The organism is Lactiplantibacillus sp. 7.2.4 (assembly GCF_018991185.1).
Taxonomy (GTDB): Bacteria; Bacillota; Bacilli; order Lactobacillales; family Lactobacillaceae; genus Lactiplantibacillus; species Lactiplantibacillus pentosus.
Window position 1 is genome coordinate 53,449 of record NZ_JAGYGS010000008.1, and the last position, 21,797, is coordinate 75,245.

Annotated in this window: 14 protein-coding genes; 13 read left to right on the plus strand and 1 reads right to left on the minus strand. The window is 45.5% G+C overall.

Annotated features, from left to right (window positions below; all coding sequences use genetic code 11):
- Positions 1 to 1,479: 1,479 nt before the first annotated feature.
- The 5 genes from KGF70_RS04430 to rpoC all read left to right on the plus strand — a co-directional run bounded on the left by KGF70_RS04430 (position 1,480) and on the right by rpoC (position 12,902).
- Positions 1,480 to 1,947 (plus strand): CtsR family transcriptional regulator, encoded by a 468-nt coding sequence (locus tag KGF70_RS04430; RefSeq protein ID WP_003638050.1) that lies wholly within the window; start codon positions 1,480 to 1,482, stop codon positions 1,945 to 1,947.
- An 18-nt stretch (positions 1,948 to 1,965) separates the two neighbouring features.
- Positions 1,966 to 4,470 carry an ATP-dependent Clp protease ATP-binding subunit gene (locus KGF70_RS04435; RefSeq protein ID WP_050338981.1) on the plus strand — a complete coding sequence of 835 codons (2,505 nt, stop codon included), beginning with the start codon at positions 1,966 to 1,968 and terminating at the stop codon, positions 4,468 to 4,470.
- Positions 4,471 to 4,778: 308 nt separating this feature from the next.
- A complete protein-coding gene (locus KGF70_RS04440; RefSeq protein ID WP_088771257.1) occupies positions 4,779 to 5,384 on the plus strand; it encodes a TetR/AcrR family transcriptional regulator in 606 nt (201 codons plus the stop codon).
- Between the two features lie 244 nt (positions 5,385 to 5,628).
- Positions 5,629 to 9,243, plus strand: coding sequence for a DNA-directed RNA polymerase subunit beta (locus KGF70_RS04445; protein WP_216767695.1), 3,615 nt, complete (start codon positions 5,629 to 5,631; stop codon positions 9,241 to 9,243).
- A gap of 17 nt (positions 9,244 to 9,260) precedes the next feature.
- Positions 9,261 to 12,902, plus strand: coding sequence for a DNA-directed RNA polymerase subunit beta' (gene rpoC, locus KGF70_RS04450; RefSeq protein WP_056952222.1), 3,642 nt, complete (start codon positions 9,261 to 9,263; stop codon positions 12,900 to 12,902).
- Positions 12,903 to 13,228: 326 nt separating this feature from the next.
- Here rpoC and KGF70_RS04455 read toward each other — a convergent pair whose 3' ends face one another.
- Entirely contained in the window at positions 13,229 to 13,909 is a 681-nt protein-coding gene (locus tag KGF70_RS04455) for an A24 family peptidase (RefSeq protein WP_050338978.1), read from the minus strand.
- A 265-nt stretch (positions 13,910 to 14,174) separates the two neighbouring features.
- Between KGF70_RS04455 and rpsL the strand changes: the two genes are divergently transcribed.
- The 8 genes from rpsL (at position 14,175) to rplB (ending at position 21,782) form a co-directional block, all read left to right on the plus strand.
- Positions 14,175 to 14,588: a 30S ribosomal protein S12 gene (rpsL, locus tag KGF70_RS04460; protein ID WP_003638056.1), complete on the plus strand. Its 414-nt coding sequence runs from the start codon at positions 14,175 to 14,177 to the stop codon at positions 14,586 to 14,588.
- Between the two features lie 16 nt (positions 14,589 to 14,604).
- A complete protein-coding gene (rpsG, locus tag KGF70_RS04465) occupies positions 14,605 to 15,075 on the plus strand; it encodes a 30S ribosomal protein S7 (protein ID WP_003638057.1) in 471 nt (156 codons plus the stop codon).
- Positions 15,076 to 15,217: 142 nt separating this feature from the next.
- Positions 15,218 to 17,314, plus strand: coding sequence for an elongation factor G (gene fusA / locus KGF70_RS04470; RefSeq protein ID WP_003638058.1), 2,097 nt, complete (start codon positions 15,218 to 15,220; stop codon positions 17,312 to 17,314).
- 1,694 nt (positions 17,315 to 19,008) lie between these two features.
- Positions 19,009 to 19,317, plus strand: coding sequence for a 30S ribosomal protein S10 (rpsJ, locus tag KGF70_RS04475; protein ID WP_003638059.1), 309 nt, complete (start codon positions 19,009 to 19,011; stop codon positions 19,315 to 19,317).
- Positions 19,318 to 19,354: 37 nt separating this feature from the next.
- A complete protein-coding gene (rplC, locus tag KGF70_RS04480; protein WP_003638060.1) occupies positions 19,355 to 19,984 on the plus strand; it encodes a 50S ribosomal protein L3 in 630 nt (209 codons plus the stop codon).
- Between the two features lie 18 nt (positions 19,985 to 20,002).
- Positions 20,003 to 20,626, plus strand: a complete 624-nt coding sequence (rplD, locus tag KGF70_RS04485; RefSeq protein WP_050338977.1) for a 50S ribosomal protein L4 — start codon at positions 20,003 to 20,005, stop codon at positions 20,624 to 20,626.
- Positions 20,626 to 20,919 carry a 50S ribosomal protein L23 gene (gene rplW / locus KGF70_RS04490; protein ID WP_003638062.1) on the plus strand — a complete coding sequence of 98 codons (294 nt, stop codon included), beginning with the start codon at positions 20,626 to 20,628 and terminating at the stop codon, positions 20,917 to 20,919. Before rplD ends, rplW begins: the two co-directional genes overlap by 1 nt.
- A gap of 23 nt (positions 20,920 to 20,942) precedes the next feature.
- A complete protein-coding gene (rplB, locus tag KGF70_RS04495) occupies positions 20,943 to 21,782 on the plus strand; it encodes a 50S ribosomal protein L2 (protein WP_003638063.1) in 840 nt (279 codons plus the stop codon).
- Positions 21,783 to 21,797: the final 15 nt, after the last annotated feature.

A 21,797-nucleotide genomic window follows, 5' to 3' on the forward strand; every position in this document is an offset into this window, starting at 1 on the left:
ATTTTTTTATGGCCACTTTTTGACGTGTGGTGTACTGCTGTGTTGTGACTGGTGCTGAGGTGTGATCGCCCCATCATTTTGAAATGCCTTTTCGAGTTGGCTCCGCCCAATGAATTGATGAGATTCATTGGGCGGAGCCTTGCGTTAATTATTTGGCATTAAAGATGATTTAAACGTGCCTGTTGGTCGGTTTACTGTTCGTCTGCCGAGACGCGTTCTATTCCGACCTCCGGGGCCGGCTGACAACGCTGGAACAGGGCGGACATCGATTTGAACTCACGCAGAAACCCACTGCGCAATTTCAAATACGAGTCTTCTTCTAGCCCGGGAAATTCACCCGGACAAGAAGAATTTCGCCCTTGAGCATTGTCAGCCAGCCCCTACAGTCGGGAACCCGCTCGAATGGCAGATGAACGGCCACCTATCTAGGTACAATTGACCACTGAATATTAGGTTTCTGGTCCTTCAGGCAAGCTCTCAAACGGGATCAATGCTGAATTATGGCATCTAGTTACTGAAAAGATTACCTGAATGCGATTCACGAATCTCAATGTCAGCTAGTCTTGCGTTTAGTCGAATAAATTGTCTTCACTTATAATTCAAGACTTTGCTATCCCGGGTGATTAGAGGAAGTTTTGACAATCTCAGTGAAACCGCGTGTTCGAAGTCTTAAATCATGGGTCAGGATGCTTGGTTATTGTTAGAACCAGTCTGACAGTTTATTTCAACATTCCCGTATACTAAGGAACCAACAACTAATCTAACAAAAAAGTTGGGCCCGCCCACGTCCGCCTTTCGAATCATATCCAGGCTGGAAGGTGTTTCTGACAATGCTCAGTGGTGAAATTCCACTTAGCAAGCGTTCTTGGCTTGGTTAGTGGAAGACCAGTATTTAAGACGTGGTTTTTCGGCTTAAATCTGTGTCCACCACGTTCCAGCATTGTCAGAAATGCCTGTAAGCCGGTGTAGGACGCACACGATTCTGCAAATTTACGCCAACTCGTACTTGTTCCCAGCGGGTCTCAGCTGGCAGCTCCTGAATTTAGAGAATAGCATGATTTAATCATAATTCATGACGAACAATCTATATATGAAGTAACTGGTCAAAATGACGTTAAGCGTGGCCGGTCGTAAATAAACAAGTGGCGTATTAGTCGAAATTCAGGCGGACAACCTGTAGTATAGAAACTCAAGCTGTTGGATAAACGACGAGTCCCAGACAAAGTTGACCAAATTCAGACGCTAACACTTGACATATTTTAAATAGGTAGTTGAATGAATATGAAGGCCTAACAAAGTTAACGAATCAGGGTCGAAAATCCGGTCCAATCAATTGAAAGCAAGTGCTTGGCGTGCTATGCTGTAACAACCGTTAAGCACATGCTGGGTCGCCAGTTGGGTGAAATTCTTTGCTTTTTTCCATTATCCTCGTATAATAAAAGTCAATATTAGTCAAAGATAATGAAAAGGGTGAAGCACATGCAAAGTCAAAATATCTCGGATATTATTGAAAAGTATTTAAAAAGTATTTTGGCGGACTCGGAGCATGTTGAAATTCGGCGTTCAGAAATTGCCGACCTTTTCAACGTGGTACCCTCACAGATTAATTATGTGATTAAAACGCGGTTTACGATCCAAAATGGTTACTTAGTTGAAAGTAAGCGTGGCGGTGGCGGTTATATTCGCATTGAAAAGGTTAATTTGGTCGATGATGCTGATGTGTTGGATGCCCTCATTCAAGTGATCGGCGATTCCATCACACAACGGGATGCCTACGCAGTTGTTCAGAGTCTGTATGAGGACGACGTTTTAAATCGTAGGGAAGCGCAGTTGATATTAGTGGCAATCGATCACGACACGTTAGGACTGACGGACCGAGACCTTGAAAATAGTCTCCGGGCTCGAATAATTATCGGGATTTTGAACCACTTGCGTTACGAAAGCTAAAGAAAGCGAGGAATCGCAATGGATAACTTATTTACACCTAGTGCCAAAAGTGTGCTAGTACTAGCACAGGAACAGGCCAAATATTTTAAGCATCAGGCAGTCGGTACGGAACATTTGTTATTAGCACTAGCCATCGAAAAGAACGGTATTGCTAATAAAGTCTTGCAACAGTACGCTGTGAGCGAAGATGACATCCGTGAAGAAATTGAACGGTTCACTGGCTACGGGACGTTGAGCAATATTGGCAAAGATACGTATTTGCCATATTCACCAAAGGCTAAGGAGATTTTATCCGTTGCTGGTGATGAGGCCAAACGGCTTGGCGCCAACAAGATTGGGACTGAACACCTCTTGTTAGCGATGCTCTCTGATGAAAGTATCCTCTCCTCGCGTATTTTGATGAATTTGAACTTAGATTTGAGTCAAACACGCAAAGTTGTTTTGCGTAAACTTGGTGTCAGTGATGCGATGAGTAAGCGTAAGGGCAGTGCGGCTAACCGTGGTGGTAAGAAGACGGAAGGCACACCGACCTTGGACTCCTTGGCGCGTGATTTGACGCAGCTGGCGAGTGAACAGGAAATGGATCCAGTTGTGGGTCGTTCCAAAGAAGTTAAGCGGGTCATTCAAATCTTGTCACGGCGGACGAAAAACAATCCAGTCTTGATTGGTGAACCCGGTGTTGGTAAGACGGCGATCGCTGAAGGGCTGGCACAAAAGATCGTTGCTGGCGACGTACCGAATGACATGGCTGACAAACGGCTGATGATGCTTGATATGGGCTCACTAGTTGCCGGAACCAAGTATCGTGGTGAATTTGAAGACCGCTTAAAGAAAGTGATCGACGAAATCTACAACGATGGGCATGTCATCTTATTCATCGATGAATTGCATACCTTGATTGGTGCCGGTGGTGCTGAAGGGGCCATCGATGCCTCCAACATTTTGAAGCCAGCATTAGCACGAGGCGAACTCCAAACCATTGGGGCGACGACCTTAAACGAATATCAAAAGTACATTGAATCCGATGCCGCACTTGAACGGCGTTTTGCCACAGTCATGGTCAATGAACCGACTGAAGACGAAGCGGTTGAGATTCTCGATGGCTTGCGGCCACGGTATGAAGAACATCATCATGTGACAATTACTGATGAAGCCGTTAATCAAGCGGTGAAGTTGTCTAGTCGCTACATCAGTGATCGGTTCTTACCAGATAAGGCGATTGATTTGATGGATGAAGCGGCGGCGAAAGTCCGCATCGACCAGATGGATCAACCGACTAAGTTGTCCAAGAACCAGGACAAGCTCGCGCAGTTACGTGAAGAAAAGGAAACGGCGATTGAAGCTCAGGACTTCGAACAAGCCGCGGATATTCGCAAGCAGGAAATGCAACTCAAGCAACGTTTGGATCGCATTGAAGCTGATGAAGAAGCACAAATCACTGAAGGCGACACACCGCACTATGACTTACAAGTGACCGGAGAAGATATTGCCCAAGTGGTTGCTGAATGGACGGGTGTCCCACTGACTCAATTGCAAAAATCTGAAAGCGAACGCTTAGTTAACTTGGAAAAGATTTTGCACGAACGGGTCGTTGGTCAACCAGAAGCCGTTTCAGCAGTAGCACGGGCCATTCGCCGGGCGCGGAGTGGATTGAAAGATCCAAGCCGGCCAATTGGTTCCTTCATGTTCCTTGGCCCCACTGGGGTTGGTAAGACCGAATTAGCGAAGGCCTTAGCTGCAGCCATGTTTGGGTCAGAGGACAACATGATTCGGATCGATATGTCTGAATACATGGAACGGTACTCGACCAGTCGTTTGATTGGGTCAGCACCCGGCTATGTCGGCTACGATGAAGGTGGTCAGTTAACTGAAAAGGTACGCCAGAAGCCATACTCAGTCGTGCTGTTTGATGAAGTTGAAAAGGCGCATCCAGACGTATTCAACATTCTGTTGCAAGTCTTGGATGATGGCTACTTGACTGATTCGAAAGGCCGCAAAGTCGACTTCCGGAACACGATTCTCATCATGACGTCAAACTTAGGGGCCACGACCTTGCGGGATGAAAAATCCGTTGGGTTCGGCGCTACCGATAAGGCTAATGATTACAATGCAGTTGCGGCGACGATTCGTGCTACCTTGAAGCAGACGTTCCGGCCAGAATTCTTGAACCGGATCGATGAGACGATTGTCTTCCACTCATTGAATAAGGAAGAGTTACACGAAATCGTTAAGTTGATGTCACAAGAAATCGTGAACCGGGTTGCGCAACAAGGTATCAAGATCAAAATCACGCCAGCCGCCATTGATGTGGTTGCCAAGGCTGGGTTTGACCCTGAATACGGTGCACGGCCAATTCGCCGTGCATTGCAAACTGAGATTGAAGACCGGTTAAGTGAAGAATTATTAACGGGTGCGATCAAGGTCGATGACCAAGTCACGATTGGTGCCAGCAAAGGTGCCATCACCATTAATATTAAAAATCAACCGAAAACAGACGGTCGTTCTACGGTCTCATCAAAATAGGTGAATGATACAGTGGACGTTTGGAGCCGGGGTTGGCTTCAGACGTCTTTTTTTGAGCGATGGAACCTGAATTGTTTCACAGCCCGGATTTCCGTAGCGCGTGAGTGTGGCCACTTAAAGCACCAACTGATGAAATTCCTGATAAAGGAGCCGTGACCATCTATGGCCGCTGGATTATCGTATTTCTTCGTGGGTCGGGATTAACACTCACGCCAATCCGAATGCATTCAGCGAGTTTTGCGGCTGGTGGTTCGCTACTGATTGGTGTAAATTATAATAGGAAATAAAAGATGAAAGAAGATGATGACATGACGACGCGAGCCGAACAAATGGCGAAGACGCATCAAGCAATTTTAGATACGGCACGGGAACTGTTCTTGAAGAACGGGTACGCTGCGACGAGTACGCGTGACATCGCCAATGCGATTGGAATCACTCAGCCGGCACTGTATCACCATTTTAAAGATAAGGAAGTTATTTTTCTAGCGGTGATTACAACGGTTGGCGCAGAAATTAAAGCTGGGATTGAGGAAATTCAGGCCCGCACGGATTGGTCACCACTCGAACAATTGACGGAAGTGTCACTACTACTGACGCACAAGCATCCCGCCGATGTCTTTACGCTGATTCATTCCAGCTTCAAGGCTCTGAAACGGGACCATATACGCGAACTAGGTGGGATCTTTGCGACCGACTACGTAAAACCGATTCAAGCGGTCTTTGAACAGCCAGCTATGCAACTGCACGCTGGTGTGACCCCGCAGATGGCCGCTAGTTTTTATATCACTAGTTTGAGCCCACTGTTTAATACGTTCCATCGCATCGGTGATCCGCATGCCGATGAGCGGACCCGGGTCCAAACGTTGTTGAAGATGATCTTATATGGGGTTGCAGTTGAACCAGATGCGCAATGAGTGTCACGAGTTTCTGGGTTGACAACCTGGGTAAAAGGCTGTATATTATAACTTGTCTGTAACCGTGAACTCGAGCAATCGCGCAATCTATTGTCTGCGCGGCTCGCTAATATAAATCCAAAAATAGTCAACTTAAGCGACTATTTTTGGTTTTTTTATGCCTAAAATTCGGTCAAAAACGCATTTGTAACACAAATGTAATATTTGACTGAAGGTGGGCCGGGTTCCGGAATAATAAGAAGGGGTGAACAACTTGGCCGGACATTTAGTAAAATACGGTAAACACCGTACCCGTAGAAGTTATGCACGTATCAAGGAAGTTCTTGATTTGCCTAACTTGATCGAAATCCAGACCGATTCCTACCAATGGTTCTTGGATGAAGGTCTCCGGGAAATGTTTGAAGATATTATGCCGATCGACGATTTCGCAGGAAAACTTTCACTTGAATTTGTCGACTATCAATTATTAGAACCAAAGTACACCGTCGAAGAAGCTCGTGAACATGATGCCAACTATTCGGCACCATTGCACGTTACCCTACGTTTGACTAACCACGAAACTGGTGAAATCAAGTCGCAAGACGTATTCTTCGGTGATTTTCCATTAATGACTGAACAAGGGACGTTTATTATCAACGGTGCCGAACGGGTCATTGTTTCACAATTGGTTCGTTCACCCGGCGTTTACTTTAATGAAGAATTAGATAAGAATGGGCGTCCTAGCTATGGGACCACGGTTATTCCTAACCGAGGCGCTTGGTTAGAACTTGAAACTGACGCTAAGAATGTTTCGTACGTGCGAATCGACCGGACACGGAAGATTCCATTGACTGAATTAGTACGGGCTTTAGGTTATGGCTCAGATGATGACATCATTGACATGTTAGGTGAGACTGACAGTTTGATGTTAACGTTGGAAAAGGATGTTCATAAGAATACTGACGACTCACGGGTCGAGGAATCTTTGAAGGACATCTACGAACGGCTACGTCCTGGTGAACCTAAGACCGCTGACAGTTCACGGAGTTTGTTAACGGCGCGGTTCTTTGATCCAAAGCGTTATGACTTCGCACCTGTTGGTCGTTACAAGGTCAACAAGAAGTTAAGCATGAAGACGCGTTTGATGGACCAAACCTTAGCTGAAACGTTGGCTGACCCAGATACTGGTGAAGTTATCGCGCAAAAGGATACGGTCATTGACAAGAACGTCATGGCAAAGTTAGCACCATACTTGGAATGTGACGACTTCAAGACGGTTACTTACACACCATCTGATGAAGCGGTTGTTACTAACCCAATGGTCTTACAAGTGGTTAAAGTTTATTCACAAAACGATCCTGAAAAGGTCGTTAATGTGATTGGTAATGGCAACATTGATTTGAAGTTCAAGCATATTTTGCCTGCTGATATCATTGCTTCTATTAACTACTTCTACAACTTGCAAGAAGGTCTTGGCTCAACTGATGATATTGATCACTTGGGTAACCGGCGGATTCGTTCCGTGGGTGAATTATTACAAAACCAATTCCGGATCGGGTTATCCCGGATGGAACGGGTTGTTCGTGAACGGATGTCAATTCAAGATGCTGCTACGGTAACACCACAACAATTGATCAACATTCGTCCAGTTGTGGCCTCAATCAAGGAATTCTTTGGGTCATCACAATTGTCACAATTCATGGACCAAACCAACCCATTAGGTGAATTAACGCATAAGCGGCGTTTATCAGCCTTAGGACCTGGTGGTTTGACTCGTGATCGTGCCGGTTATGAAGTTCGTGACGTGCACTATACCCACTACGGTCGGATGTGCCCAATCGAAACGCCTGAAGGCCCGAACATTGGGTTGATCAACAGTTTGTCTTCATATGCCAAAGTTAACCGTTACGGCTTCATCGAAACGCCATACCGGCGGGTTGATTGGACGACGCATAAGGTTACTGACAAGATCGACTACCTAGCAGCCGACGAAGAAGACCAATTCGTGATTGCACAAGCCAACTCACCGTTGAACGATGATGGTTCATTCGTTGAAGACACTGTTTTAGCTCGTAACAAGGAAGAAAACTTGGAAACGCCAATCGAAAATGTCGATTACATGGACGTTTCGCCTAAACAAGTGGTTGCCGTCGCAACGGCATGTATTCCATTCTTGGAAAACGATGACTCGAACCGGGCCTTGATGGGTGCCAACATGCAACGGCAAGCTGTGCCATTGCTTGATCCACACGCCCCATTGATTGGGACTGGGATTGAATACAAGGCCGCCCATGACTCCGGGATCGCGTTGATTTGTCGTCATGAAGGGACCGTTGAATATGTCGATGCACGTGAAGTTCGTGTTCGTCGTGACGATGGTTCATTAGACACTTACAAGTTAATGAAGTTCCGTCGTTCAAACGGTGGTAAGAACTACAACCAACGTCCAATCGTTAAGGTTGGCGACCACGTGGATAACGATGAAGTCTTAGCCGATGGTCCAGCAATGGAAGGCGGGGAACTTGCCCTTGGACAAAACCCATTAGTTGCTTTCATGACTTGGAACGGTTACAACTTCGAAGATGCCATCATCATTAACGAACGGTTGGTCCGTGAAGATGTTTACACGTCGATCCATATTGAAGAATATGAATCAGAAGCGCGTGACACGAAGCTTGGACCTGAAGAAATGACCCGTGAAATTCCTAACGTTGGGGAAGACGCTTTGAAGAACCTCGACGAAGATGGGATTATCCGGATTGGTGCCGAAGTTAAAGACGGCGACATCTTAGTTGGTAAGGTAACGCCAAAAGGGGTTACTGAATTATCAGCTGAAGAACGGCTCCTACATGCCATCTTTGGTGAAAAGGCGCGTGAAGTTCGTGATACGTCATTGCGGGTTCCTCATGGTGGCGGCGGTATCATCCAGGATGTTAAGATCTTTACTCGTGAAAACGGGGATGAATTATCACCTGGTGTTAACATGATGGTTCGGGTCTACATCGCGCAAAAGCGGAAGATCCAAGTTGGTGACAAGATGGCCGGACGGCATGGGAACAAAGGGACCGTTTCAATTGTGGTTCCTGAAGAAGATATGCCGTACATGCCAGATGGTACCCCAATCGATATCATGTTGAGTCCCATGGGTGTGCCTTCCCGTATGAACATCGGGCAAGTGCTCGAATTGCATTTGGGGATGGCTGCTCGTAAATTAGGGATCCACATGGCAACGCCTGTTTTTGATGGTGCTCAAGATAAAGATATCTGGGACGCTGTTCGTGAAGCTGGTGTTGATTCAGACGCCAAGTCGATCGTTTATGATGGTCGGACTGGTGAACCGTTTGATAAGCGGGTCGCTGTTGGGGTCATGCACTATATGAAGCTTAGTCACATGGTTGACGATAAGATCCATGCTCGTTCAATCGGACCTTACTCTCTGGTTACGCAACAACCACTTGGTGGGAAAGCGCAATTTGGGGGCCAACGGTTTGGTGAAATGGAAGTTTGGGCCTTGGAAGCTTATGGTGCTGCTTACACCTTGCAAGAAATCTTGACTTACAAGTCAGATGACGTGGTTGGTCGGGTTAAGACCTATGAAGCCATCGTTAAGGGCGAACCAATTCCTAAGCCAGGCGTACCGGAATCATTCCGTGTGTTGGTCAAGGAATTACAAGCACTTGGTCTGGACATGAAGGTCTTAGATTCTAACGATAAAGAAATCGAGCTACGTGACATGGACGACGATGACGATGATGTCGTTAACGTTGATGCCCTTAGCAAGTTTAAACAACAACAAGATGAGAAGGCCGCTGAAAAGGCGAAAGCTGACGCAGCCGCAAAGCCTTCCGAAACAACCAACGCTCAGCAAGATAATCAATAAAAAGGGAGGTCGGTCCTTTGATCGATGTCAACAAGTTTGAAAGCATGCAGATCGGTCTGGCATCACCAGACAAGATCCGCAGCTGGTCATATGGCGAAGTCAAAAAGCCAGAAACCATTAACTACCGGACATTGAAACCTGAAAAAGACGGTCTGTTTGACGAACGGATTTTCGGTCCTACTAAGGATTGGGAATGTGCTTGTGGTAAATACAAACGGATCCGTTATAAGGGTATTGTCTGTGACCGTTGTGGTGTCGAAGTGACACGTAGTAAAGTCCGTCGTGAACGGATGGGTCATATCGAACTTGCCGCACCAGTGACACACATCTGGTACTTTAAAGGAATTCCTAGCCGGATGGGCTTAGTCTTGGACATGAGTCCCCGTGCACTTGAAGAAATCATTTACTTCGCTTCATACGTCGTTATCGAATCTGGTAACACGCCACTTGAAAAGAAGCAATTGCTTTCTGAACGTGAATACCGTGAGAAGAAGGCCCAATATGGCAACGAATTTGAAGCTGCCATGGGTGCCGAAGCCATCAAACGGTTACTCAATGACGTGGATCTTGAAAAAGAAGCCCGTGATTTGAAGGAAACTTTGAAGGATGCTTCTGGTCAAAAACGGACACGTGCCGTTCGTCGGCTTGATATCATCGAGGCGTTCGTGACATCTGGTAACGAACCTGCTTGGATGGTAATGGATGCAATTCCGGTCATTCCACCGGACTTGCGGCCAATGGTTCAATTGGAAGGTGGCCGTTTCGCCACTTCTGACTTGAACGACTTGTACCGGCGGGTCATCAACCGTAACAACCGGTTGAAGCGCCTGTTGGACTTAAATGCACCTGGGATTATCGTGCAAAACGAAAAGCGGATGTTACAAGAAGCCGTTGATGCGTTGATCGATAACGGTCGTCGTGGCCGTCCAGTTGCTGGTCCTGGTAACCGGCCATTGAAGTCTCTTTCACACATGTTGAAAGGGAAGCAAGGGCGGTTCCGTCAAAACTTACTTGGTAAGCGTGTCGACTACTCTGGTCGTTCGGTTATCGATGTTGGGCCTTTCTTGAAGATGAACCAAATGGGCTTACCACGTCAAATGGCGTTGGAATTGTTCAAGCCGTTCATTATGAAAGAATTGGTTAAACGTGAATTAGCTTCTAACATTAAGAACGCTAAGCGTAAGATCGAACATGCTGACGACGATGTCTGGGGCGTGTTGGAAGACGTTATTAAGGAGCATCCGGTACTGTTGAACCGGGCCCCTACGCTTCACCGTTTAGGGATTCAAGCGTTTGAACCCGTCTTAGTTAGTGGTAAAGCGATGCGGTTACACCCATTAGCTTGTGAAGCCTACAACGCCGATTTTGATGGTGACCAAATGGCCATTCACGTGCCGCTTTCAGACGAAGCTCAAGCTGAAGCACGGCTCTTAATGTTAGCTGCTCACCATATCTTGGCACCTAAGGACGGGAAGCCTGTTGTTACGCCATCACAAGATATGGTTATCGGTAACTACTACTTGACGACTGAAGAAATCGGTCGTGAAGGCGAAGGCATGATTTTCAAAGACTTGAACGAAGCGCAAAAGGCTTACCAATCTGGTTATGTGCACTTACACAGCCGGGTCGGAATTCAAGTTTCATCAATGCCTGACAAGCCATTTACCGACGAACAGAAGCAAGCCGTCTTAGTGACGACAGTTGGGAAAGCCATCTTCAACGATATCTTGCCTGGTAAGTTCCCTTACTTGAACGAACCAACCAATGATAACTTGATTGCTGGTACACCTGACAAGTACTTCTTGAAGCCTGGTGAAGATATTCATCAATTCTTGGATGCGCAGGAAATTATTCCACCATTCAAGAAGGGCTTCTTGGCTGACATTATCGCCGAAGTTTACAAGCAATATCATGTGACTGCAACGTCACTCTTGCTTGACCGGATGAAGGACTTAGGTTACAACATTTCAACTAAGTCTGGTTTGACGGTTGGGGTTGCCGACATTACTGGTTTACCAGAAAAGCCAGAAATCGTCGCTGAAGCCCATAAGCAAGTTAATACGATTTCCAAGCAGTTCCGTCGTGGTTTAATTACTGACGACGAACGTTATGAACGGGTCATTGGTGTCTGGAACGACGCTAAGGACCAAATCCAACAAAAACTGATTGAAAGTTTCAACGCGGATAACCCAATCTTCATGATGAGTGATTCTGGTGCGCGTGGTAACATTTCAAACTTTACTCAGTTGGCTGGGATGCGTGGTTTGATGGCTGCCCCTAACGGTAAGATCATGGAATTGCCAATCCTTTCTAACTTCCGTGAAGGTTTGTCTGTCTTGGAAATGTTCATTTCAACCCACGGTGCTCGTAAAGGGATGACCGATACGGCCTTGAAGACTGCCAACTCAGGTTACCTGACTCGGCGTCTGGTTGATGTGGCCCAAGATGTTATCGTTCGTGAAAAGGATTGTGGTACTGACCGTGGTTTGCGGATTCACGCAATCATGGAAGGTAATGAAGTCATCGAACCATTGTATGACCGGATTTTAGGTCGTTACACGATGAAGACGGTCTTCGATCCTGAAACGCATGATGAAATTGTTGGTAACAACGTCTTGATCGATGAAGACTTAGCTCATAAAATCGTTGATGCTGGTGTTACGGAAGTTACGATCCGTTCTGCATTTACTTGCAACACGAAGCACGGGGTTTGTGAACATTGCTACGGCCGTAACATGGCTACTGGTGATGAAGTTGAAGTCGGTGAAGCTGTTGGGACAGTTGCCGCACAGTCTATCGGTGAACCTGGTACTCAATTGACCATGCGGAACTTCCATACCGGTGGTGTTGCCGGGGACGATATTACCCAAGGGTTGCCTCGTGTGCAAGAAATTGTGGAATCACGGAATCCTAAAGGGCGTGCCGAAATCTCAGAAGTTACTGGGACAGTTGAATTGATTGAAGAAAACCCAGCGGAACGGACCAAGGAAGTCACAGTTAAGGGTGAAACTGATACTCGGACTTACACGTTACCGTTAACTGCACGGATGGCGGTTAGTGAAGGCGACTTTATTCACCGTGGTGCACCGTTGAACATTGGGTCAATTGATCCTAAGCAATTAATTCAAGTGCGTGATGTCTTATCAACTGAAAACTACTTGCTCCGTGAAGTTCAAAAGGTTTACCGGATGCAAGGGGTTGAAATCGGTGATAAGCACGTTGAAATCATGATTCGGCAAATGTTACGTAAAGTTCGGGTCATGGATCCGGGCGATACCGACGTCTTGCCTGGTACGTTGATGGATATTGCAGACTTCAAGGATGAGAACTACAAGACCTTGATTGCCGGTGGTATTCCTGCAACGTCACGGCCAGTTATTCTTGGGATTACCAAGGCCGCTCTTGAAACGAACAGTTTCTTGTCAGCTGCTTCATTCCAGGAAACGACGCGTGTCTTAACTGATGCTGCTATTCGTGGTAAGAACGATCCACTGATCGGTCTGAAAGAAAATGTTATCATCGGTAAGATTATTCCTGCTGGTACTGGTATGCCGGTTTACCGTCATATCAAGCCTAAGGAAGTTGGCAACGTTGCTGATGGGGTTTACTCAATCAGTGATCTTGAAAAACAAATGCAAGAACAGGATGCTAGCAAGTAATTGTTAACTGTTCCCGAAAAGGGCGGCCATGTTGGTCGTCCTTTTTGTTTGGGCTAAATTATGGGGCGTGCTGGGTTGCGGTGCTGGTGTCGGTTGATGGCTGTAGCTGGTTTCCGGGTGCTACAATTTTCCACTTAAGGTCAGATCACCGTCGAGCGCGTTTCAGTGCTATCAGCCGATTAATCGCGGAAATTGGATTAGAACCTGCAGTGACTGTGTCGAGCCATAAGTGATTCGGTGTCACTAATTGTGTGAGGCGTTTTGACCAATTGGTGTGCATTTCAGCTGACACGCATACCGCAGTAATCACCAGATGTGTTTCAGATTTAAGTTGGACCGACCAGTTGTGTCACCAGAATAAAGCCCCAGCTGATAAACGGAACGAATGGCAGGCGTCGCTTAGATGAACCGAGAATAAAAAAGACAAGGGCAGCAGTTGAGGCTAAGGCCAAACTGGTGAGAATCGCGTTCGCCGTGGCTAGGCAACCTAACATCAATAAGACATCAACGTCTCCCAATCCAAATGTCGGCGTTAAGCGGGCGAGCAGGTAGAGTGTGACAATCAGCACGAGCAAAATATAAAAGCCGATATCGAGGTTGGGGCGTTGTTGCCAGAGACCAAGCACTGCAGGTGTAATGAGCGTCAATGGATAGACGTCGTAGTTCAGGTAATCAGTCAGACTATTGAAAATTAAGACTAGGTAACCGATAATAAGGGGCAGTGCAGTCGTGAGTGGGCCGGGGCTCGTCGCAACCAAGACGCCACACAACCCTTCAACTAGACTAGATTGTAGTGGAATCGGCTGCTGGCAGTCGTGACAACGTCCGCGTTGCAAGAGAACGCCTAGTAGTGGGATGAGTTGCCAAGCACGCAACTGGTGTCGACAATTAGGGCAAATCGAACGTTGCGTCCCCCAGACGGGTTGATTACTGGATAGTCGTTCGGCGGTGCAGACGATAAAAGACCCTAAGCACAGACCGAGTATGAAATGGAACAGGGTTAACATGATAAAACCACCTTTCATATGAGTAGTTACGTAAAACGCTCGCAAACTATTTTTCTGCAACATTTATTGACAACTTCGGGATGTCATGATAGTCTAGTAAAGGTGCTTTTTGCAGACAGATTCCTGTATCAGGAATACAGACATGCTGACTGGTCGGCTAAGCGCACAATAACCATGATTCGGGTTTTTCTTTTTACTCAAAAAAGAACCACCTGGATGTGTGGACTTAAAAATACAGATTTTTGGAAGGAGGACACTTTAGAACATGCCAACAATTAACCAATTAATTCGTAAAGGCCGTAAGTCTAAAGTATCAAAATCAAATTCCCCAGCATTAAACTTTGGGTATAACAGTTACAAGAAGGTTGCAACTAAGAACCCAGCACCACAAAAGCGTGGGGTTGCTACTCGTGTCGGTACCATGACTCCTAAGAAGCCTAACTCGGCTTTACGGAAGTATGCCCGTGTGCGTTTATCAAACTTAATCGAAGTTACAGCTTACATTCCTGGTATTGGTCATAACCTCCAAGAACATAGTGTTGTTTTAATTCGTGGTGGTCGTGTTAAGGATTTACCTGGTGTTCGTTACCATGTTATCCGTGGTGCCTTGGATACTGCCGGTGTCGAAGATCGTCGCCAAAGCCGTTCCAAGTACGGTACCAAGAAGCCAAAGAAATAATAAGGAGGTAAGTTAAATGCCAAGAAAAGGTGCACCTGCAAAACGCGAAGTTTTAGCAGATCCAATGTATAACTCTAAATTAGTAACGCGTTTAATTAACCACTTAATGTTAGATGGTAAGCGCGGTACTGCATCAACTATTTTGTATGATGCTTTTGATCAAATCAAAGAACAAACTGGTAACGATCCTTTGGAAGTCTTCGAAGAAGCGATGAAGAACGTTATGCCAGTACTTGAAGTTAAGGCCCGCCGTGTTGGTGGTTCTAACTACCAAGTTCCAATCGAAGTTCGCCCAGATCGTAAGACGACTCTTGGCCTTCGTTGGATCGTTCAATATGCTCGCTCACGTGGCGAACATACCATGTCCGACCGGTTAGCTCGTGAAATCATGGATGCTGCTAACAATACTGGTGCTTCTGTTAAGAAGCGTGAAGATACGCATCGGATGGCTGAAGCTAACCGGGCCTTCGCTCACTATCGTTGGTAATATATCCGTGAAATGGTTAAAGGTCGCCTTTAACTAATCACAAAAAAGGTGGCTATTATATGTGCGCATATAGTAGTCATTTTTTGAAATAAGCTTTATACTGTTAATTCCATTTAAATTGAGAGGAGTAACACATTTTCTAATGGCTAATACACGAGAATTCTCACTCGATAAGACCCGTAATATTGGTATTATGGCCCATATCGATGCTGGTAAGACCACGACTACTGAACGTATCTTGTACTACACTGGTAAGATTCACAAAATTGGTGAAACCCATGATGGTGCTTCACAAATGGACTGGATGGCCCAAGAACAAGAACGTGGGATTACCATTACTTCAGCTGCCACGACTGCGCAGTGGAAGAACCACCGGATCAACATCATCGATACCCCAGGACACGTTGACTTCACTGTTGAAGTTGAACGTTCACTTCGGGTTTTAGATGGTGCCATCGCTGTTTTGGATGCCCAATCTGGTGTTGAACCTCAAACTGAAACGGTTTGGCGTCAAGCATCAACGTATAACGTTCCCCGGATCGTTTTCGTTAACAAGATGGACAAGATTGGTGCGGACTTCAAGTACTCTGTAAGCACGATTCATGACCGCTTACAAGCTAACGCCCACGCCATCCAATTACCAATCGGTGCCGAAGACAATTTCGAAGGGGTCATTGACTTAATCGAAATGAAGGCTGACCTTTATGATGAAGATCAACTTGGTACTGAATGGGATACAGTTGACGTTCCTGATGAATACAAAGAAGAAGCACAAGCTGCTCGTGATGACTTAATCGAAGCCTTAGCTGACATCGATGACGGCATCATGGAAAAGTACCTTGGCGGTGAAGAAATCAGCAAAGAAGAAATCAAAGCTGCTATCCGTAAGGGTACGTTAGCACTTGAATTCTTCCCAGTATTAGCTGGTTCAGCCTTCAAGAACAAGGGTGTTCAAATGTTAATGGATGCCGTTGTGGACTACTTACCATCACCACTTGATGTTAAGCCATACAAGGCCACTGATCCTGAAACTGATGAAGAAGTTGACTTGATCGCCGGTGATGACAAGCCATTCGCTGCCTTAGCATTTAAGGTTGCTACTGACCCATTCGTTGGTCGTTTGACTTTCATCCGGGTATACCAAGGTACTTTGGAATCTGGTTCATACGTCTTGAATGCCACTAAGGACAAGCGTGAACGTGTTGGTCGTTTACTTCAAATGCATTCTAACCAACGGAAAGAAATCCCAGAAGTCTTCTCTGGTGATATCGCCGCTGCGATTGGTTTGAAGAACACCACGACTGGTGACTCATTGACTTCTGTTGACCATCCATACCACTTGGAATCAATGGAATTCCCTGACCCAGTTATCCAGGTTGCCGTTGAACCTAAGACTAAGGCTGACCAAGATAAGATGAACGTTGCCTTACAAAAGCTTTCTGAAGAAGATCCTACTTTCAAGGCTGAAACTAACCCTGAAACTGGTGAAACTTTGATCGCCGGGATGGGTGAATTGCATTTGGATATCATCGTTGACCGGATGCGGCGTGAATTTAACGTTGAAGCCACTGTTGGTGCGCCTCAAGTTTCATACCGTGAAACCTTCACTAAGAGCACTCAAGTTCAAGGTAAGTTCGTTCACCAATCTGGTGGTAAAGGTCAATATGGTGATGTTTGGATCGAATTCACTCCTAACGAAGAAGGTAAAGGCTTCGAATTCGAAGACGCCATCGTCGGTGGGGTTGTTCCTCGTGAATACATCCCTTCAGTTGAACAAGGTTTGAAGGAAGCTATGGCTAACGGTGTGTTAGCTGGTTATCCTTTAGTTGACGTTAAGGCTAAGCTCTATGATGGTTCTTACCATGATGTCGATTCTAGTGAAGCTGCCTTCAAGATTGCCGCTTCATTAGCATTGCGGAATGCCGTTAAGTCAGCTGGCCCTGTTATCCTTGAACCTATCATGAAGGTTGATATCGTTGCCCCAGAAGATTACTTAGGTGATGTTATGGGTCACGTTACTGCTCGTCGTGGTAACATCGAAGGTATGGAAGAACGTGGGAATGCCCAAGAAGTTCATGCTTACGTTCCTTTGGCTGAAATGTTTGGTTATGCAACCACACTTCGTTCAGCGACTCAAGGTCGTGGGACATTCACGATGACCTTTGATCATTACGAAAAGGTTCCAAAGTCAGTTCAAGAAGATATTATCAAGAAGAATGGCGGCACTCCTGCCAACTAAGCTTGATTAATCATATGAAGAACGTTCAGCTTCGGCTGGGCGTTCTTTTTTTTTGGACTTTTTTGATGTGTGGGGTGTCGTTTGGTTGAAACGAGTGACTTGTGTGCCTTAATCGAACTTGTGAGCGTGCTGAGGGCAGGTTGAGGAGAATATAGGGAAAGAGAGCGCCAGATGCGACTGACAGCTCAAAACGGGCGCTGTGAGGTCTCACTGAGCCGGTATTAAACATCAGTGGATGTCATATTATAGTAGAACACGTTGTGCTAGTTATTATTTAGCATGAAAGATGATTAAAGCATGCCGTTTTTAAGTTCAAAAGTGCCAGCTGAGACCCGCTGGAAATAGTGCAAGTTCGCGTAAGCTGTCAGGTGTGGCGTCGTCCTAGGCATTCCGGCCATTGCCCAGAATACCTTCCAGCCGGATCTGTGTTCGAAAGGCGGACATGTGCAGACCCAAACTTTTATTGCATGAGACGTTGGTTCTAAGCACACGTTCACTTTGACGTTCGACTGTCAGACTATTTTCTCACAATTGCTAAACTTCCTTACACATGCTTTAATGCTTCGGACACACGCTTCACTGGACCTTTCAGAATTTTCTCCAGTCCCCTGAGATAGCAAAGTACTGAGTCTAAACGAAGGAAATCTTATCAACTAATGTACAGACTGGTTGCAATTAAAGCTAATGAATAATATTCAAGTAATCTTTCAAAGACTCAAATGCCATCAGTCATCATCAATATCGCTCAAAAGTTTGTTCAAAGGACCTGTCTCCTAATATTCAGTGGTCAAATTGTACCAAGATAGGTGGTCGTTCATCCGCTATTCGAGCGGCTTCCCGACTGGAAGGGGCGGCTGACAATGCTCAGTAGCCAAATTATTCTTAGTCGGAAGCGAACTTCTTCCGGCTTAGAATAAGACTCGTATTTGAAATTGCGCAGTGATTTTCTGCGTGGGTTCAAATCGACGTCGGCTTACGTTCCAGCAATTGTCAGCCGGCCCTGGAAGTCGGACTAAGACGCACACCGGCTGACGAATAGGAACCCAAACAAGTGGCATGCTTTGATCATGACGCAGACTGCTTTAACTAGCACAATGTGTGTCCCAAAGACTCGGGTATTACTGACGAGTCTTTAACGTTGCCACCCGCACCATGTAAGTTGCGGCTAGTAGGGGCAATTAAGGCATGAGTAATGTCACATTGGACAAGTTGCTTCTATAGATAATACTGTGTCGTGAGATTGTGACAGCTCAGCACAAAAGTGAGTGGATAAGAACTAAGATGGTCAGCTCGTTTAGCTGAGAGCGTGTTTAGTATTTAATATGGAGGGCGTTAATTTGGATCGGGGCCTTCAGAAAATTAGTGAACATCGTTAGTAACCAAAAAAATAAGCACAAACGCTATTAATTGCCAGCAATTTATGTTACATTAATTGAGCTGGTTCAAAAAAGGTAACACGGTTTACAGCGATGGTTATAAAAAAAGTGCGAAAACACTTGCTATTACAGAGCTTTTCATTTATTATAGATTGTGCTTGGTATTTAGAAGGGGATTACTATACCCCCATCATCAAGTAGTCGTAGTTAGCTTTGATGTGAAAGGTTGCGACACGCCCGGCCACATTGTCATGGGACGTGGCGGTAATTTTCACGGAGCTAGTCTTATTTTCAAAATGGACGAAGGAGGTCACAACAATGGCAAAGCAAAAAATTCGTATTCGCTTAAAGGCATACGAACACCGCATTCTTGATCAGTCAGCTGACAAGATTGTCGAAACGGCAAAGAGAACTGGTGCTACTATTTCAGGTCCAATTCCACTGCCTACTGAACGGACTATTTATACCGTTCTACGTTCACCACATAAGTTTAAGGACTCACGTGAACAATTCGAAATGCGGACTCACAAGCGGTTAATCGATATCGTTAACCCAACGCCTAAGACGGTCGACTCATTAATGAAGTTAGACTTGCCTAGCGGTGTAGATATTGAAATCAAGCTTTAATTTACAAAACTAAAATCAATTAATTGGAGGTGTACTCATGACCACTAAAGGAATCTTAGGGAAAAAGGTAGGAATGACGCAAGTCTTCACTGAAAGCGGCGAATTAGTTCCCGTTACAGTTGTTGAAGTTCAACCTAACGTTGTGTTGCAAGTTAAGACTGTTGAAAACGACGGTTACGAAGCAATCCAATTAGGTGTTGACGACAAACGCGAAGTCTTGACGAACAAACCTGCTCAAGGTCATGCAGCAAAAGCAAAAACGACTCCTAAGCGCTTCATTCGTGAAATTCGTAATGTTGAGCTTGGAGATTACACAGTAGGTGACGAAGTCAAAGCGGATATTTTCGCAGCTGGCGACGCCGTAGACGTTACGGGTATCACTAAAGGTCATGGTTACCAAGGTAATATCCATAAGGATGGCCAAAGTCGTGGACCTATGGCTCACGGTTCTCGTTACCATCGTCGTCCTGGTTCAATGGGTGCTATTATCAACCGTGTCTTCAAAGGTAAGAAATTACCAGGCCGGATGGGTAATCGCCAACGGACGATGCAAAACTTACAAATTGTTCGTGCCGACGTTGAAAACAACGTTTTATTAATTAAAGGGAATGTCCCTGGCGCCAACAAGTCATTTGTTACAGTTAAAACATCAGTTAAGAGTAAATAAGGAAGGAGGACATAATACATGACTAGCGTAGCATTATTTAAACAAGACGGTACGCAAAATGGTGACGTTACTTTGAACGACGCTGTGTTTGGTATTGAACCAAACGAAAACGTGGTTTTTGATGCCATCTTGATGCAACGTGCATCAATGCGTCAAGGAACTCACGCAGTTAAGAACCGTAGTGCTCGTCGCGGTGGTGGTCGTAAACCATGGCGTCAAAAGGGTACTGGTCGTGCGCGTCAAGGTTCAATCCGTTCACCACAATGGCGTAAAGGTGGGATTGTCTTCGGACCAACCCCTCGTTCATACAGTTACAGATTACCTAAGAAGGTTATGCGCTTAGCTTTGAAGTCTGTCCTTTCACAAAAGGTCTTAGACAACAGCTTAGTTGCAGTTGATAGCTTAGCTTTCGACGCACCAAAGACTAAGGAATTTGTAAATGTGTTAAACAACCTCAACGTCGATACCAAGACTCTTGTTTTGGTTGAAGAGGACAATGAAAAGGCTGCTTTGGCAGGTCGTAACTTACCAAATGTTAAGATCCTAAAAGCCAAAGGTGTTAACGTCTTAGATGTCGCTAATAGTGACAAATTAGTCGTTACCCAAAAAGCCCTCGATCAATTAGAGGAGGCGCTCGCATAATGGAAGCACGCGATGTAATTTTACGCCCTGTCGTTACTGAAGCATCAATGGCTGACTTGGACGACAAGCGCTATACATTCGATGTCAACGTACAGGCGACAAAAACGCAAGTTAAAAAAGCAATCGAAGAAATCTTCGATGTCAAAGTCGTTAAAGTTAACGTTATGAACGTTAAAGGGAAGCTTAAGCGTCAAGGTCGTTACGCCGGCTACACTAAGAAGCGTCGTAAGGCGATTGTTACCTTAAGTTCTGATTCTAACGAAATTAAGTTGTTCAACGACGATCAACAATAAATCTAATTTAGGAGGTAACTCTAGTGGGTATTAAGAAGTATAAACCAACCACTAACGGCCGTCGTAATATGACTGCTTCTGATTTCTCAGAAATCACTAAGACGAAGCCAGAAAAGTCATTATTAGACTCACAAAGTCACACTGCCGGTCGTAACAGTTATGGTCACATTACTGTTCGTCATCGTGGCGGCGGTCATAAGCAACAATACCGTTTGGTTGACTTTAAGCGGATTAAGGACGAAGTTCCAGCAACCGTTAAGGCAATCGAATATGATCCTAACCGGACAGCAAACATCGCATTATTAGTTTACGCTGACGGTGTTAAATCATATATCTTAGCACCAAAAGGTTTGGAAGTTGGTATGCAAGTACAATCAGGTGCCGAAGCCGACATCAAGGTTGGTAACGCATTGCCATTAACTAACATCCCTGTTGGTACTGTTATTCACAACATCGAATTGAAGCCTGGTAAGGGTGGCCAATTGGCTCGCTCAGCCGGTACTTCAGCTCAATTACTTGGTAAGGAAGGCAAGTACGCAATCGTTCGTTTGTCTTCTGGTGAAGTTCGTTTAGTTCTTTTAACTAGCCGTGCCACTGTTGGTACTGTTGGTAATGAACAACATGAATTGATCAACTCAGGTAAAGCCGGTCGTTCACGTTGGCAAGGCAAACGCCCAACGGTTCGTGGTTCTGTAATGAACCCTAACGATCACCCTCATGGTGGTGGTGAAGGTAAAGCGCCAATCGGTCATCCATCACCAATGTCTCCATGGGGTAAGAAGACCCTTGGTAAGAAGACTCGGAACAAGAAGGCTCGTTCAAACAAGCTTATCGTTCGTGGTCGTCGTCCAGGCAAGCATTAATAAAATTTGAATTTA